This window comes from Streptomyces cyaneus (assembly GCF_004028635.1).
In the GTDB taxonomy this organism is placed as follows: Bacteria; Actinomycetota; Actinomycetes; order Streptomycetales; family Streptomycetaceae; genus Streptomyces; species Streptomyces cyaneus.
On sequence record NZ_ML138678.1, the window covers coordinates 286,422 to 301,860 of the forward strand.

A 15,439-nucleotide genomic window follows, 5' to 3' on the forward strand; every position below is an offset into this window, starting at 1 on the left:
GCCTCCTGTGTTCCCGCGTGATCGCGGGTGGAGTGCCTGGCCGAGGCTGGAGGACTCGGGGGGTGGCGTAGCGCTCTGTGGTTGGCCGGATCCTTCTCGTAGGCGCGGACAGGGCTCCGTCCGGCCAAGGGCGGCGTCGACGCAAACAGAACCGGGTGCGGGATTCACGTACGCATACGTACGCATGAATCCCGCACCCGGCGCATTCTTCTATGCCGGGGGTTGCGGAGCTATCCCGTCACGGGCGCCAGCTTGTCCTCGATCCCCGGATGGGCGTCCATCCAGCGGCGTGCGGATTCCTTCTCGTTTCCGGCGCCGCCCTTTTGGATCTCCACTTCCAGTGAGGCGAGTTGCTCCTCGCTCAGCTTGAAGTTCTTGAGCCAGCCGTTCAGTTCGGGGAATTCCCGACCGAAGTCCTTCTTGGCCACGGTGTGGATCTGCTCGCCCTTGCCCCAGGCGCCCTCGGGGTCCTTGAGCTTCTTCAGGTCGTACTTGCCGTACGCCCAGTGCGGCGTCCAGAGCGTCACGACCACGGGCTCGCGCTTCTTGATCGACCGGTCCAGCTCCGCCAGCATCGAGGAAGTACTGGACGACACGACCTTGTACTCGCCGTCCAAGCCGTACGCCTTCAGCACCGACTTGTTCAGCGTGCCCATCATCCCGGCGCTCGCCTCGATACCGATGATCTTCCCGCCGAACTCCTTCCCCCGACCCTTCAGATCCGCCAGCGAATCGACGCCCTTCACATACGACGGAACGGTCAGCTCCAGTGACGTCGGCCCGTACCACGCACCGAGGTCGTCCAACTTCCCCTTGAAGCGGTCCACATACTCCTTGTGCGTGGTCGGCAGCCAACCGTCCAGCTGGACATCCATCTGCCCCTGCGCGAGCGAGGTGTAGAGCGGGCCGGGGTCGAGCTGCTTGACGTTCGGCTTGTAGCCGCGGTCCTCGAGGATGTTCTGCCAGAGGTAGGTGGCGGCGATGGCCTCGTCCCACGGGAAGTAGCCCATGTCGACGGTCTTGCCCCTGCGCCTTCGCGCCGCCGGCGACCGGGGCGAGCTTGTCGACCAGGCCGGGGTCCTTCTTCAGCCAGGTGCGCACGCCGTCCTGCTCCTGGCCCTCGCCCGCGGCCCGGATGTCGTTCTCCAGGCTGGTCAGCTGCGTCTCGGTGAGCTTGAAGTCCTTCAGCCACTTCGCGACCGTCGGGTCCTTCTCGGCGAAGCCCTTGTGCGCGACGGTGTGGATCTGCTCGCCCTTGCCCCAGGCGCCCTCGGGGTCCTTGAGCTTCTTCAGGTCGTACTTGCCGTACGCCCAGTGCGGCGACCACAGCGTCACCACGACGGGCTCACGCTTCTTGATCGACCGGTCCAGCTCCGCCAGCATCGAGGAAGTACTGGACGAGACGACCTTGTACTCGCCGTCCAAGCCGTACGCCTTCAGCACCGACTTGTTCAGCGTGCCCATCATCCCGGCGCTCGCCTCGATGCCGATGATCTTGCCGCCGAACTCCTTCCCCCGACCCTTCAGGTCGGCGAGCGAGTCGATGCCCTTCACATACGACGGGACGGTCAGCTCCAGCGACGTCGGCCCGTACCAGGCGCCGAGGTCGTCGAGCTGGGAGCTGTACTTGTCCCAGTACGCCTTGTGCGTGGTCGGCAGCCAGGCGTCGGTCTGGAAGTCGATGTCGCCGCGGGCCACGCCCGAGTAGAGCGGGCCGGGGTCGAGCTGCTTGACGTCGGTCTCGTAGCCGCGCTGTTCCAGGAGCTCCTTCCACAGGTACGTGGTGGCGGTGCCCTCGTCCCAGGGGATGTAGCCGAGGTTGATCTTCTTGCCCTGGCCCACGTTCGTGCTGTTCCCGGCGGCGGTCTGCGCGCTGCCGCCGGAGCCGGTCAGGTTCATGCCGCCCGCGACGAGGGCGAGGACCACGACGCCGATGACCGCCACGGCGCCGCCCGGCTTGTAGTGGGCGAGCCTGAAGCGGCTCGCGGCGGCGACCGCAGCCTTGGCCGCGGCGCGCCGGCCGAGCGGGGAGACCCGCTGACCCAGGGCGCCGGTCATCCGGTCCAGGTACATCGCGAGGACGACCACGGCCACACCGCTCTCGGCGGCCAGGCCGACCTTGAGCTGGGTGATGGCGGAGTAGACCTGCTCACCGAGGCCGCCGGCCCCGGCCATGCCGCCGATGACCACCATCGACAGGGCCAGCATGATCACCTGGTTGACACCGGCCATGATCGTCGGCAGCGCGAGCGGCAGCTGGACGCGTGCCAGCGTGGTGCGCGGGCTGGTGCCGAACGCCTCCGCCGCCTCGATCAGCTCGCCGTCCACCTGCCGGATGCCGAGCTCGGTCATCCGCACGCCCGGCGGCATGGCGAAGATGATCGTCGCGAGGAGCCCGGGGGTGGTGCCGACGCCGAAGAACATGACGCCGGGGATGAGGTAGATGAAGGCCGGCATCGTCTGCATGACGTCGAGCACCGGCCGCAGCTGGGCGCTGACCCGGTTGCTGCGGGCGGCCCAGATGCCCAGCGGCACCGCGAACACGATGGTGATGACCGCGGCGACGAGGACGAGCGAGAGCGTGTCCATCGCGTCGTCCCACAGGCCGAGCGAGTCGATCAGGGCGAGGCCGACGAAGGCCAGAGCACCGGGCAGCAGACCGCGCAGCCAGCACGCCACCACGGCGAGGATGCCGGCCATCAGCAGCGGCTCGCCGCCGCCGAGGACGGCGTCGACAGCGTCGTACATGCCGCCGAGCACGGCCTTGACGATGTCGAAAACCCAGGTCAGGTGGGACTGCAGCCAGTCCACCAGGTTTTCGATCCAGTCTCCGAAGTGGATCCTAGGCATTGGCGATCACCTTCCCGTCGCGGGTGCCGCGCGGGTTGTCGCAGGGCTCGGGCTCGCCCTGCTGGTCGCCGAGGAGACCGACGAGGCGCTGCTTGGGGACGCGACCGACGAGTTTCCCCTTCGGGTCGAGGACCGCCACGGGGTGCGTCAGGCGGGCGCTGATGGCGCAGAGCTCGGTGAACGGGGTGTCCGGCGTCGCCGTCTCGCAGCCGCAGCTGACCTCGTCGCCGTGGACGTCCTCGTCCATGACGGCCGCCGCGGTCAGTACGCGGGAGCGGTCGACGTCCTGGATGAAGGAGGCGACGTAGTCGTTGGCCGGGCGGATCAGGATGTCCTCGGCGCTGCCGGTCTGGACGATACGGCCGTCGCGCATGACCGCGATGCGGTCGCCGAGGCGCATGGCCTCGTTGAGGTCATGGGTGATGAAGACGATCGTCTTCTTCAGGGTCTGCTGGAGCTGAAGCAGCTGGTCCTGCATGTCACGGCGGATCAGCGGGTCGAGCGCGCTGAAGGACTCGTCCATGAGGAGCAGATCGGCGTCGGTGGCGAGCGCGCGGGCGAGGCCCACGCGCTGCTGCATGCCGCCGGACAGCTCGTCGGGCCAGGACTTCTCCCAGCCGGCCAGACCGCACAGTTCCAGAGCCTCGGCGGCGCGCTTCTCGCGCTCGGCGCGGGGCACGCCCTGGACACCGAGGCCGTAGGCGGCGTTCTCCAGGACGCTGCGGTGCGGGAACAGCGCGAAGTGCTGGAACACCATGCTGATCTTCTGCGCGCGGACCTCGCGCAGCTCGCGGTCGCCGAGCGCGGTCAGGTCCTGGCCGTCGAAGCGGACGTGACCCGCGGTCGGCTCCAGAAGCCCGTTCAGCATGCGCAGCAAGGTGGACTTGCCGGACCCGGACAGGCCCATGACGACGAAGATCTGGCCCGGTTCCACGGTGAAGGAGGCGTCGATCACGGCGGCGGTGGTGCCGTCGGCGCGCAGTTCCTCCCGGTCGGCCCCCTGGCGGAGCCGCTCGACAGCCTCGTTCGGTCGTCTGCCGAACACCTTGTAGAGATGTTCGGCCTCAAGCCTGGATGACACGGGTACCTCTTGTCTCGACGGCAAATGAGAAGAGAGCGACGGGCGCAACAGTTGAATGTGCAAGCGCGTCGCTCCGGGCGGGGCGCCTGCCCTCGTTCCGTGATCGCAAACGCACAAGTGGTCCAGCCCACAGTGCAGGCGCACACCGCAACGCGTTGCGCATCGAAGGGCGACTGTCTGCGCACCAACGGGCCGGTGTCAGTGCCGTACGGCATGATGCGTGGCGTGACCGGACGACTGATGCTCCTCGACACCGCCTCGCTCTACTTCCGCGCCTACTTCGGCGTCCCGGACTCCGTGAAGGCCCCGGACGGCACGCCGGTGAACGCCGTGCGCGGACTCCTCGACTTCATCGACCGCCTGGTCAAGGACCACCGCCCGGACGCGCTGGTGGCCTGCATGGACGCCGACTGGCGGCCGCAGTGGCGGGTCGACCTGATCCCTTCCTACAAGGCACACCGTGTCGCCGAGGAGCACGAGGTCGGGCCGGACGAGGAGGAGGTGCCCGACACCCTGTCGCCGCAGGTGCCGGTCATCGAGGCCGTCCTCGACGCGCTCGGCATCGCGCGCGTGGGGGTCGAGGGGTACGAGGCGGACGACGTGATCGGCACGTTCACCGCACAGGCCAAGGGCCCGGTCGACATCGTCACCGGCGACCGCGACCTGTACCAGCTGGTGGACGACGCGCGCGGGGTGCGGGTGCTGTACCCCCTCAAGGGCGTGGGCACCCTCCAGCTCACCGACGAGGCGTGGCTGCGCGAGAAGTACGGCGTCGACGGCCGGGGGTACGCGGATCTGGCGCTGCTGCGCGGCGACCCGAGCGACGGCCTGCCGGGCGTGCCCGGCATCGGTGAGAAGACGGCCGCGAAGTTGCTGGCCGAGTTCGGCGACCTGGCCGGGATCATGGCGGCGGTCGACGACCCGAAGGCGAAGCTGACGCCCTCGCAGCGCAAGCGGCTGGACGAGTCGCGGCCCTACGTCGCCGTCGCGCCGACCGTGGTACGGGTCGCGGCCGACGTCCCGCTGCCCGACGTCGACACGACGCTGCCGCGTGGGCCCCGGGATTCGGCGGGGCTGGACGAGCTGGCGGTGCGGTGGGGGCTGGGCGGTTCGCTTCAGCGGCTGCTGGTGACGCTGGGGGCGTGAGGACGGCCGGGGGCGGCCCGGGGGAGCCGGCGCGGGGGGGGAAGGGGGTTCTGAGCGTGCGCATGGGGCTCGTGACACGGGGAATTCGTTCCGTACGTGCGCGACATGCGCCACTTCATGAACGTTCATAGGGGCATTCGCCGGGCGGAGGTGCTAACTTAGGTAAACCTAAGCTTGGAACGAGGGAGGCCGGCGATGGCTCTACGCCCTGCCCGCAAGCCGCGGAAGCCCCACTCCGCGCAGGTCATCCGTACCGAACGGCTGACCCCGCACATGCAACGTGTGGTGCTGGGCGGCGAGGGGCTCGCCGAGTTCGCGGCGGACACCTGCACGGACCACTACGTGAAGATGCTGTTCTCCCCCGAGGGCGTGAGCTATCCCGAGCCCTTCGACCTGGAGCGCATCCGCGAGGAACTGCCGCGCGAGCAGTGGCCGGTGACGCGGACGTACACCGTGCGGGCCTGGGACCCCGAGCACCGTGAACTGACGCTGGACTTCGTGCTCCACGGCGACGAGGGCCTGGCCGGCCCGTGGGCGATGCGCGCCCAGCCGGGCGAGACTGTGCGCTTCATGGGTCCCGGCGGCGCCTACGCCCCCTCCCCGGACGCCGACTGGCATCTGCTCGTCGGTGACGAGAGCGCCCTGCCCGCGATCGCCCGCTCCCTGGAGTCGCTGCCCGACGGCGCCACGGCGTACGCCTTCGTGGAGATCGCCGGCCCCGAGGAGGAGCAGAAGATCGACTCCGATGTGGACGTCGTCTGGCTGCACCGCGGCTCCCGCCCCGTCGGCGAGGCGCTGGTCGAGGCCGTGCGCGCGCTGGAGTTCCCGGAGGGCCGGGTGCATGCGTTCGTGCACGGCGAGGCTCACTTCGTGAAGGAGCTGCGTCAGCTGCTGCGGGTCGAGCGCGGTGTGGCCCGCGAGGACCTGTCGATCTCCGGTTACTGGCGGCTCGGCCACGACGAGGACGGCTGGCAGGCCTCCAAGCGGGACTGGAACGCACGGATCGAGGCGGAGCAGGAGGGGGCGGCGCCGGCGGCGTAGCCCTGCATGGGCCCGATGGACCCCAAGGGGCGGCACCTTCACGGGTGCCGCCCCTTCACTGTGTCCAGGCACTCACACCGTCCGCCGGTACGACCGGAAAGCCCTTCCGCCACGGCAAGGACGACACGAGGTATCGCGAATGCGGGCTCCCGCAAGAGCCCCGCGACGCCCATCCGTGAGGACTTAGGATCGGCTCGGACATGAGCACGTCATGCGTTCGAAACAGCCCCTCCCTAATTTCTGTCGCCCGACAGGAATTCTCGCGCCGCTGTGCGAAAGCAGGTTGCCGCCATGACGAGCACCGCCCCAGCCGCCCCACGCCCCGACCCGCCGCACGACCCTGACGAGCGCTCCCTCGCCGCGTTCGGATACCGCCAGGAACTGCACCGCAGCCTCGGCCGGTACGCGTCGTTCGCGGCGGGTTTCTCCTTCATCTCCGTCCTGACGACCGTCTTCCAGTTCTTCGCGTTCGGGTACGCGTTCGGCGGCCCCGTCTTCTTCTGGGCCTGGCCCGCGGTGCTCGTCGGGCAGTTGCTGGTGGCGGCATGCTTCGCGGAACTGGCCGCGCGCTACCCGATCTCGGGCGCGATCTACCAGTGGTCGTCGCGGCTGTCGAACGTCACCTTCGGCTGGTTCGCCGGCTGGATCATGGTGATCGGGCAGATCGTGGTGGTCGCGGCGGCGGCGCTGGCGCTGCAGATGGTGCTGCCGGCGATCTGGTCGGGCTTCCAGCTGATCGGCACCGACCCGACGCCGACCTCGGCGGACGGCGCGGCCAACGCGGCGCTGCTCGGCGTGATCCTGCTGGCCCTGACCACGCTCGTGAACCTCATGGACAACCGCGTGCTGTCGCTGGTGAACCGCGTCGGTGTGACGGCCGAGATCATCGGCGCGGTACTGATCATCGCGCTGCTGCTGACCCACTCCGAGCGCTCCCCCGGCATCACCTTCCACACCGAAGGCGCCGCCCAGTCCGGCCTGTTGGGCGCGCTACTGGTGGGCTCGTTCACGGCGGCGTACGTGATGATCGGCTTCGACAGCGCGGGCGAGATGAGCGAGGAGACACACCATCCGCGCCGCACCGCGCCCCGCACGATCCTCACCGCGCTGGGCGCCGCGGGCCTGCTCGGCGGGCTGCTCGTGCTCGGCGGGCTGCTCGCCGCACCCAGCCTCACGGACGGCCGACTGGCGGTCGACGGCCTGAGCTACGTCCTCACGAGCAGCCTGGGCGACGGCGTGGGCCGGGCGCTGCTGGCCGACGTGGTGGTGGCGATCACGGTGGCGACCCTCGCCATCCAGACGGCGGCCTGCCGAATGCTGTTCTCGATGGCCCGCGACGGCCAACTCCCCTTCTCCCACCGCCTCGCGAAGGTCAACCCACGCACCGGCATGCCCAACGCGCCCGCCGTGGTGGTCGGCGTCCTCGCGGCGACCCTCCTCCTGCTCAACTTCGCCTCGCCGGAGGCCTTCCTGGCCATCGGCACGACCTGCATCGTCATGCTGTACCTGGCGTACGCGATGGTCACCGGCCCCCTGCTGGTGTCCCGCCTGCGCGGCCGCTTCACCGCGACCGGCACCGACGAGACGGGCAACCGCCCGTTCTCCCTGGGCCGCTGGGGCGTCCCCGTCAACGCCCTCGCGCTCCTGTACGGCCTGTTCATGACCGTCAACCTGGCCTGGCCGCGCGCGGCGGTGTACGACCCGGCGGGCGGGCACTGGTACTTCCAGTACTTCACCGTGCTGTTCCTCGGCGTGACGGTCCTCGCGGGTGTGGGCTTCCGGGCGTACCGCGGTCGCCGGGCGGCCTCCACCGCCGTATCGGAGGCGGCGGTCGGGGAGGCGGCCGGATAGCCCGGCCCTGCGAGTCCGGGTGACCAGGCGTTCTGGCTTCCAGGCGCGTTCGCGTCAGTCGCCCTTCACGCGCGCGTGCAGGTGCATGTCGTGCCAGCCGTCGGGCGCGAGGAACGCGCTGCGCTTGGTGCCCTCCAGGGCGAAGCCGGTCTTCGTGGCGACGTGGCAGGAGGCCGTGTTGGCGACGGCGTGCAGGAGTTCGAGGCGGTGCAGGCCGATGTCGTCGAGGGCCCAGCGGGCGAGGGTCGTCGTGGCGCGGGCGGCGACGCCCTGGCCGCGGGCCGCCGCGGCGGTCCAGTACGCGACCTCGGCCGTGCCCTCGCCGAGCTGGATCTCGCGCAGGGCCACGCGGCCCAGCAGACGGTCGGTACCGGCGTCGGCGACAGCCCACTGGGCGGTCCGCTCCTCGGCCCAGGCCTTGCGCCACTCCTCGATCCAGCCGTCTACCTCGGCCACGGAGTCGGAGGCCCTCACGTGCCATTGGTGCAGGACCGGGTCCTGGAAGATCTCGTGCACGGCGGGGGCGTCCTCGGCCCGCCAGGGGCGCAGGAGCAGACCGTCGCCGGTGGGCAGAGTGGGCTGCGAGGTACGGGCAAGGGTGCCGGCCGGGACGACGGGGCTGGTCAGATCAGGCATGGGGCATCCTCCCCACACGAGCGGCCCGCACCCAACGGGTTTTCCTGCGCCGTAGGCTTGATCGTGATGCGACGCCGTAACCCGCCCCCGCCCTCTCCCCTGCCGCAGCGCGACGGGATCGACGCGGTGCGCGTGCGGCTGCCCTTCGAGGGGTCGTGGGGCACCGTGCGTGAGCACCTGGTGGAGCGGCTCACGGGGGCGGGGCCGGGGGTCGTCGAGGGCATGTTCGACGCGGGGCTGGTCGTGGGGGCGGACGGGAAGGCGGTGCCTGCGGACGCGGCGTATGTGCCGGGGATGTTCGTGTGGTTCCACCGGGAGCTGCCCGCGGAGGTGCGGGTGCCGTTCGCGGTGGACGTCGTGTATCGCGACGAGCACATAGTCGTCGCCGACAAGCCGCACTTCCTCGCCACCACCCCGCGCGGCAGCCATGTCACCGAGACAGCCCTGGCGCGGCTGCGCCGGGAGCTGGACGTCCCGGCACTGAGCGCCGCGCACCGGCTCGACCGGCTCACCGCCGGGCTGGTGCTGTTCACGGTGCGGCCCGAGGAGCGCGGCGCGTATCAGACGCTGTTCCGCGACAAGCGGGTACGCAAGGAGTACGAGGCCGTGGCGCCGTACGATTCCGCGCTCGCCCTGCCCCGGACCGTGCGCAGCAGGATCGTGAAGGAGCGCGGGGTGCTCACCGCCAGGGAGGTCGAGGGCGAGCCGAACGCCGTCACGCGCGTCGAGGTCGTCGAGCAGCGTGCTGACGGGCCGGCCCGGTACCGGCTGACGCCCACCACCGGCCAGACCCATCAGCTACGGGTCCATATGAACGCCCTCGGCGTGCCGATCCTCGGTGATCCGCTGTACCCGGAGGTGACCGCCCCCGTACCGGCCGACGACTTCCGGCGCCCGCTCCAACTGCTGGCGCGGACACTGGAGTTCACCGATCCGGTGACGGGGACGGCACACCGCTTCCGCAGTGCGAGGACGCTGGAAGCCTGGTCCTCGTACAGCGAATGGGCGGCCCAGTAGCTGGGCGGCCCAGTAGCCGTTGCGGCGAGAGGGCGACCGGCACGCCATGAAGGCGCGGCCGGTGGGCGTGCCGCGTGCCACGAGCGGGGCTCGGGCCCGTGCCGGTCGCCGGCTCTTTCCGCTCGCGGATCAGTAGCCCCGCCACCACCGCAGGAGGCGCCGCCAAGCCCCCTTCGGGCGGACCGGTTCCGCAGCCGGCGCCGGCGCCGGCGCGGGCTGCTGTGGTGCGGTCGGCTGCTGGGGTTCCGGGGTGGTTGCCGGCTGGGGCTGGGGTGTGCCGACGTGCCAGGTGGCCCGCTGCTGCGGGACCTGGGTCTGGCCCGGCTTCTGTGTCACGTCCTGCGGCGGCTTGGGGGCGAAGCGGACCGGCAGCGCCACCAGGTGGGCCGAGGCGATCGAGTGCCGCCACTCCAACTCGTCCTCGTGGCATTCGAGTTCGACGTCCGGCAACCGCATCAGCAGCGCGTCGACGCCGACTTCGGCGATCGCACGGCCGATGTCCGCGCCGGGGCACTCGTGCGGGCCGCCGCCGAAGGCGAGGTGGGAGCGGTTGCCCATCATGTTGGCGGACAGGTCGGGACGTACACGCGGGTCGACGTTGCCCGGGGCGGGCGCGAAGAGCAGCCCGTCGCCCTTGCGGATGCGCTTGCCGCCCAACTCCGTGTCCTGCTTGGCGAAGTAGCCGAAGACCGTGCTGAACGGCGGCTCGTCCCACAGGGACTGCTCGACCGCCTGGGGGACCGTCATCTGGCCGCCGCTGAGCTGGGCGCGGAACCGCGGATCGGTGAGGACCACGCGGAGCACGTTGGCGAGGAGATTGGCGGTGGCCTCGTAGGCGGCGATGAGCACGACCCGCAGGTGCTGGCCGATCTCGTCGTCGGTGAGCCGGGCCGGGTGGTTGATCAGGTGGGTCGCGAAGTCCTCCTCCGGCTTGGCCCTTCGCTTGGCCGTGAGCCGCATCAGCGCGTCCATGATGTACGCGTTGCTGGCGATCGCGGTCTCGGTGCCCTTGAGCATGTCGCGGGCGGACTCGACGATCCGGTCGTTGTACTCCTCGGGCATGCCGAGGATCTCGCACATCACGGCCATCGGCAGGTGCTCGGAGAACTGCGCGACCAGGTCGGCGCTCCCCTCCTCGCAGAACCGGTTGACCAGGCGCTGCGTGGAGCGGTTGATGTGGCGGCGCATACCGCGGTGGTCGATGGTGGACATGGCCCCGGTGACCGCGCCGCGCAACCGCAGGTGTTCGTCGCCCTCCGCGTGGGAGCAGATCGGCTGCCAGGCGATGTGCGGCATCAGCGGATGGTCGGGCTTGACCATGCCCTCCAGGAGCGGGGTCCAGATGCGGCTGTCCCGGCAGAACTGCGAGGGCGTGCGCACCATGTGCAGATTCTCGGTGTGCCCGAGGACCACCCACATCGGCACGTCGTCGTGGAGCAGTACGGGCGCCACCGCGCCGTGCTGCTCGCGCAGTTGCTCGTACAGCTCGCTCAGGTCCTCCGCCTGATGGAGCCGGGGCAGTCCTCCGGGGCCGAGTCCGTGGGCGGGGCAGCCGGGCGGCGGGGCGAGAGAGGGGTCGTGCGTCCCGGTCGTGGAGTGGGATTCAGGCGTCACAGTGGTTGCTCCGAAGTGGATCCGGTGTCTGGTGAGTCTGGGAGTCTGGACGGACGGATACGGATTCAGCGGGTGCAAGTGGCGGTAAGCGGTGAGCGGTAAGGGGATGCGAGTTCGCCGGATGCGGGGGCGGGACGGCTCCGGCGGCCGGGCCCGCCCGAGCGCGCCCCACACGGCGGCGGACGGGTCTACCTGAGCGCTCCCGACATGGCGAGCGAGTGCAGGAAGCGCATCAGGGTCATCAGGACGTCACGGCTGGAGGCCCGGCGGCGTGCGTCGCACTCCACGATGGGGATCTCCGGGTCCAGGTCGAGCGCCGTGCGCAGGTCCTCGATGGGGTAACGGGGCCCGTCGGGGAAGGAGTTGACGGCGACGACGAACGGCACGCCACGCTCCTCCAGTCGCCCTATGACATCGAAGCTGACTTCGAGCCGACGGGTGTCGATCAGCACGACCGCGCCCAGCGCGCCCTCGAACAGCCCGTTCCACAGGAACCAGAAGCGCTCCTGGCCGGGGGTGCCGAAGAGGTACAGCACCAGCTGGTCGGTGATGCTGATGCGGCCGAAGTCCATCGCCACGGTGGTGGCCGTCTTGGAGTCCGAGCCGAAGTTGTCGTCGACACCGATGCCGGCCTGCGTCATGGTCTCTTCGGTGGTCAGCGGCCTGATCTCGCTGACCGAGCCGACCATGGTCGTCTTGCCGACCCCGAAGCCGCCCACGATCACGATCTTGACCGCGGCCTCGGCCGTGTGCGGCAGCTGGTCCTCGGTCCGTGGACCGGGGATGGTGTCAGAGCCTTTGAAGTCCATGCATCACCGCTTCGAGAAGGGAACGGTCGGCGACGGACTGACGCACGAGCGGGGCGCGTGCCGTCACCAGGTCGGCCGTCAGCAGGTCGGTGAGCAGGACCGTCATCGCGCTGAACGGCAGATTGAGATAGGCCGAGAGTTCGGCCACGGACAGGGGGGTCGTGCAGAGCCGGAGCAGCGCCGCCTGCTCGGGCGCGGCGGAGGGCGGTGGGTCGGCGCTCGCCACGATTAAGGTGACCAGGTCGAGCTCGGCGCGCTCGGCACCGTCCTTTCCGGCCACCACGAAGAGCCGCTCCGGGTTCTTCTTGACCCCCGGCGGGGCCGCCGGTTGCGGGGGTGGTTGGTCCGTCGGATGTCGCCGCTGGCGTTTCGGAGGAGTCATACGGTCTGCCCGTTGCGCCTCGACGGACTCGTGAGATGGGCGCCGATGCGGCTGACGAGGTCGGACATGCGGTTGCTCATCAGACCGGGCTCGGCGAACGTGTCGGAGAGCACGGCGAGATAGGCGTTGGCGCCGGCGGCCATCAGATAGAAGTAGCCGCCGTTGATCTCGATGAGGACCATCTTCATCTTGCCGTCGCTGTTCGGGATCTCCGTGGCTACCGCGCTCGCCAGGCTCTGCAGGCCGGCGCAGGCCGCAGCGACGCGGTCGGCGGTGTCCGGGTCGCCGCCGTAGCGGGCGATGCGCAGACCGTCGGCAGAGAGCACCACGATCATCTCGATGCCCGGTACGCCGTCGTGGAGCTCCTTGAGCATCCAGTCGAAGTTGGCGCGCTGCTGGATCACTTGGGGTCCCCCTCGTCGTCGGCCTCACGGCGGGCCGGTTGGGTTCGCGGCTTGAGTGTGTACGGGTCGGGCTTGTCCTTGAGGCCGTTCCAGAACGCCTCGACCCACGCACCGGGGACGGGCTCGTCCTTCTCCGGCTCGGGCTCGGGTGCGGGCTTGCGCGTCGACCAGATGGTCGGCCTGCCCTCCCGTTCGGCCTGTTCGATGGCCGCCTGCTCGGCGAGCCGCTTGCTGAGCGGGGTCTTGACCCGGCTGCGGCGCTGGGGAAGCCCGTTCGCGGTCCACTCGGTGACGACGGGGATGTCGTCCTCCATGGAGACCGTGGCGGGGATCTTCGGGCTGGTGGGGCGCCGCTTCTTGGGCGTGCGCTTGGGACCCTCGAGGGCGCCGGGTGCGAGGCTGGGCGCCGATACGGCACCGATGCCGTGCGCGTAGCCGGGCGCGGGGTCGGTGGTCAGCATCTCGCGCGGGATCACCAGGACGGCGCGGACACCGCCGTACGCGGAGGTGCGCAGCGAGACCTGCATGTCGAACGCCGTGCACAGACGGCCTACGACGGCCAGGCCCAGCCGCGGGGACTCGCCGAGTTCCTGGAGGTCGCCGCCGACCTTGGCGCGCTCGAGCATGCCCTCGACCCGGGCGCGGGCCTCCTCGCTGAGGCTGACGCCCGCGTCCTCGATCTCGATCGCGATGCCGGTCTGCACCTCGGTGGCGGTGACGTGGACCTCGGTCTGCGGGGGCGAGTAGCGCGTGGCGTTGTCGAGGAGTTCGGCGGCGGCGTGGATGACCGGTTCGACGGAGATGCCGCGGACGTTGACCTGGGCGATGGAGTCCAGCTTGATGCGGCGGTACTCCAGGATCCTGGACATGGCGCCGCGCAGCACGCTGTACAGCTGGACGGGGTTGGGCCACTGCCGGCCGGGGCGGCCGCCGCCGAGCACGGAGATGGAGTCGGCGAGGCGGCCGATCAGCATCGTGCCGTGGTCGATGCGGAGCAGGTCGTCGAAGACCTCGGGGTTGCGGCCGTGGTCCTCCTCCATCTCCCTCAGTTCGTTGGCCTGCTGGTGCACGATCGCCTGGACGCGGCGGGCGATGTTGACGAAGGAGCGCTGGGCGGAGTCACGCAGGGCTTCCTCGTGGTCGACGATGTCGAGCATCGACTTCACCAACGCGACCTGTGCCGGGGAGAGTTGGCCGTAGGACGGGTCGATCTCGGCGAGGTCGCGAATCACCTCATGGGGTGAATTGCCACAGCGCAGTCGGTAGATCGCGCTGGGCGTGATCTCCGTGGCGAGGCGGGCCATCTCCTCGTCGTGCGCGGCGATACGCCGTTCCAGATACGTGGCGTGACGGGCGTGCTCGGCCCGCAGGTCCCGCAACGCGCGGCCGCGGCGGGCCACTTCGGCCGTGGACGCCAGCACCAGCAGCATGGCCACGGCACCGCACACGCCGACGGCCGTCCGGGCCGGTTCCGCCACCACGGCGACGGCGGATCCGATCGCCGCGGCCATCACTATGGCCGGCAGCAACAGCACGCGCGTGTACGGGAGTTCACGGCGACTGGGCGGGGATTGAACGCTCACCATGTGGGCCCTCTGAAATGAATCGGGTGGGTGTAGGGGGAGCTTGCAGTGGGGTACGTCATGGGTATGTCGGAATCTTCTGCATCTTTGGGAACAAGCGCACGATTACACCTCAACTCGGTGCGCTGCGGGCGAGCTTAGTCCGACCGGATCATCGCTGTGTCATATTCAGCAAGCACCTGAAATGGGGCTCGCGACAGGAGTACGCTCGGCTCCATTTATACGCTCGGATTACATTCGTACACGGTGCGTCACGGCGTACGGGCGTACGAAAACTACTCACCGTGACGGGTGAAAGATCGCCTCAGACGCCGGCGATACGCAGGGCCGCGTCGGCGGTGGCCTCGGCGAACACCGACACCGGGCGCTCCGGGTCGGAGCGGTGAACGAGGATGACACCCTCGATCAGACCGAAGAGCAGATCCGTACGCAGATCCAGTTCGCTCTTGGCGAGTGCGCCGCCCGCGGCCGTGGCGGCCAGCAACTGGCGGTAGGCGTCCTTGAGTTCGGCGCGCACGGCATGGAAGCCGGCGAAGCGCTCGGCGCGCACCTCGGGCAGCAGGTACAGCCCGCCGAGGTTGTGCGGGCCGCCGCACAGCAGCTCCACATCCGCCCGGCACAGCGCCCACAGCCGGTCCTCGGCCGGGATCGCGTCGTCGGCGAGGAGTTCCCGGGCGTACGCGAGCGAGGGCGTGACCGTGGACTCCAGGAGCTCGGCGAGGAGTTCCTCCTTGCCGGAGACGTAGTGGTACATGGACGCCTGCCGCATGCCCGCGCGCTCGGCGACGGCGCGGGTGGTGGTGGCGGCATACCCCCGGGTGGTGAACAACTCGGCGGCGGCCGCGAGGAGTTCGGCACGCGGCTCCAGCCCGCTGTCCGGCCGCCCAGCGGCCCGCGGCCTGCCGACCCGCCGACTGCCCGGCCCACCTGACGTACCCATGGGTTCGATCCTCGCACACGGGGGCGTACGACGATCTTCGCGAGGCCCTCTCGCGAACCCGCGGTAACTGCCCGGCAACACTCCG

General features: G+C 70.1%; 12 protein-coding genes and 1 pseudogene. 4 read left to right on the forward strand and 9 right to left on the reverse strand.

Annotated elements, in window-relative coordinates; translation table 11 throughout:
- Window positions 1-230: 230 nt before the first annotated feature.
- Window positions 231-2,850, reverse strand: a pseudogene (locus tag EHO50_RS01350) (ABC transporter permease/substrate binding protein).
- On the reverse strand, window positions 2,843-3,931 hold the full coding sequence (locus tag EHO50_RS01355) for a quaternary amine ABC transporter ATP-binding protein (protein WP_128427925.1): 1,089 nt from the start codon (window positions 3,929-3,931) through the stop codon (window positions 2,843-2,845). Before EHO50_RS01355 ends, EHO50_RS01350 begins: the two are co-directional and overlap by 8 nt.
- A gap of 216 nt (window positions 3,932-4,147) precedes the next feature.
- On the opposite strand from EHO50_RS01355, the gene EHO50_RS01360 reads away from it, so the two are divergent.
- The 3 genes from EHO50_RS01360 to EHO50_RS01370 all read left to right on the forward strand — a co-directional run bounded on the left by EHO50_RS01360 (window position 4,148) and on the right by EHO50_RS01370 (window position 7,969).
- Complete coding sequence (locus EHO50_RS01360; RefSeq protein WP_246101044.1) at window positions 4,148-5,077, forward strand: 5'-3' exonuclease; 930 nt, start codon at window positions 4,148-4,150, stop codon at window positions 5,075-5,077.
- 195 nt (window positions 5,078-5,272) lie between these two features.
- Window positions 5,273-6,118, forward strand: a complete 846-nt coding sequence (locus EHO50_RS01365; protein ID WP_128427926.1) for a siderophore-interacting protein — start codon at window positions 5,273-5,275, stop codon at window positions 6,116-6,118.
- Between the two features lie 291 nt (window positions 6,119-6,409).
- Window positions 6,410-7,969 (forward strand): amino acid permease, encoded by a 1,560-nt coding sequence (locus EHO50_RS01370; protein WP_128427927.1) that lies wholly within the window; start codon window positions 6,410-6,412, stop codon window positions 7,967-7,969.
- Window positions 7,970-8,023: 54 nt separating this feature from the next.
- Here EHO50_RS01370 and EHO50_RS01375 read toward each other — a convergent pair whose 3' ends face one another.
- Complete coding sequence (locus EHO50_RS01375; RefSeq protein ID WP_128427928.1) at window positions 8,024-8,605, reverse strand: GNAT family N-acetyltransferase; 582 nt, start codon at window positions 8,603-8,605, stop codon at window positions 8,024-8,026.
- A gap of 66 nt (window positions 8,606-8,671) precedes the next feature.
- Here EHO50_RS01375 and EHO50_RS01380 point away from each other — a divergent pair, with 66 nt between their 5' ends.
- The gene (locus EHO50_RS01380; protein ID WP_128427929.1) at window positions 8,672-9,622 is read left to right on the forward strand and encodes an RluA family pseudouridine synthase; all 951 of its coding nucleotides are present in this window, start codon (window positions 8,672-8,674) and stop codon (window positions 9,620-9,622) included.
- A 129-nt stretch (window positions 9,623-9,751) separates the two neighbouring features.
- On the opposite strand, the gene EHO50_RS01385 is transcribed toward EHO50_RS01380, so the two are convergent.
- The 6 genes from EHO50_RS01385 to EHO50_RS01410 all read right to left on the reverse strand — a co-directional run bounded on the left by EHO50_RS01385 (window position 9,752) and on the right by EHO50_RS01410 (window position 15,354).
- The gene (locus EHO50_RS01385) at window positions 9,752-11,236 is read right to left on the reverse strand and encodes a cytochrome P450 (RefSeq protein ID WP_128427930.1); all 1,485 of its coding nucleotides are present in this window, start codon (window positions 11,234-11,236) and stop codon (window positions 9,752-9,754) included.
- 188 nt (window positions 11,237-11,424) lie between these two features.
- Entirely contained in the window at window positions 11,425-12,045 is a 621-nt protein-coding gene (locus EHO50_RS01390) for a GTP-binding protein (RefSeq protein ID WP_128427931.1), read from the reverse strand.
- Window positions 12,026-12,427 (reverse strand): DUF742 domain-containing protein, encoded by a 402-nt coding sequence (locus EHO50_RS01395; protein ID WP_128427932.1) that lies wholly within the window; start codon window positions 12,425-12,427, stop codon window positions 12,026-12,028. Before EHO50_RS01395 ends, EHO50_RS01390 begins: the two co-directional genes overlap by 20 nt.
- Window positions 12,424-12,831, reverse strand: a complete 408-nt coding sequence (locus EHO50_RS01400) for a roadblock/LC7 domain-containing protein (protein ID WP_128427933.1) — start codon at window positions 12,829-12,831, stop codon at window positions 12,424-12,426. Before EHO50_RS01400 ends, EHO50_RS01395 begins: the two co-directional genes overlap by 4 nt.
- The gene (locus EHO50_RS01405) at window positions 12,828-14,417 is read right to left on the reverse strand and encodes a sensor histidine kinase (protein ID WP_128427934.1); all 1,590 of its coding nucleotides are present in this window, start codon (window positions 14,415-14,417) and stop codon (window positions 12,828-12,830) included. Before EHO50_RS01405 ends, EHO50_RS01400 begins: the two co-directional genes overlap by 4 nt.
- A 301-nt stretch (window positions 14,418-14,718) precedes the next feature.
- Entirely contained in the window at window positions 14,719-15,354 is a 636-nt protein-coding gene (locus EHO50_RS01410; protein ID WP_128427935.1) for a TetR/AcrR family transcriptional regulator, read from the reverse strand.
- Between the last annotated feature and the right edge of the window lie 85 nt (window positions 15,355-15,439).

Bases quoted from the DNA above. Each gene is read 5' to 3' on its own strand.
- EHO50_RS01365 (WP_128427926.1), top strand. From the start codon at position 5,273: ATGGCTCTACGCCCTGCCCGCAAGCCGCGGAAGCCCCACTCCGCGCAG.
- EHO50_RS01405 (WP_128427934.1), bottom strand. From the start codon at position 14,417: ATGGTGAGCGTTCAATCCCCGCCCAGTCGCCGTGAACTCCCGTACACG.
- EHO50_RS01410 (WP_128427935.1), bottom strand. From the start codon at position 15,354: ATGGGTACGTCAGGTGGGCCGGGCAGTCGGCGGGTCGGCAGGCCGCGG.
- EHO50_RS01395 (WP_128427932.1), bottom strand. From the start codon at position 12,427: ATGACTCCTCCGAAACGCCAGCGGCGACATCCGACGGACCAACCACCC.
- EHO50_RS01370 (WP_128427927.1), top strand. From the start codon at position 6,410: ATGACGAGCACCGCCCCAGCCGCCCCACGCCCCGACCCGCCGCACGAC.
- EHO50_RS01390 (WP_128427931.1), bottom strand. From the start codon at position 12,045: ATGGACTTCAAAGGCTCTGACACCATCCCCGGTCCACGGACCGAGGAC.
- EHO50_RS01375 (WP_128427928.1), bottom strand. From the start codon at position 8,605: ATGCCTGATCTGACCAGCCCCGTCGTCCCGGCCGGCACCCTTGCCCGT.
- EHO50_RS01360 (WP_246101044.1), top strand. From the start codon at position 4,148: ATGCGTGGCGTGACCGGACGACTGATGCTCCTCGACACCGCCTCGCTC.
- EHO50_RS01380 (WP_128427929.1), top strand. From the start codon at position 8,672: ATGCGACGCCGTAACCCGCCCCCGCCCTCTCCCCTGCCGCAGCGCGAC.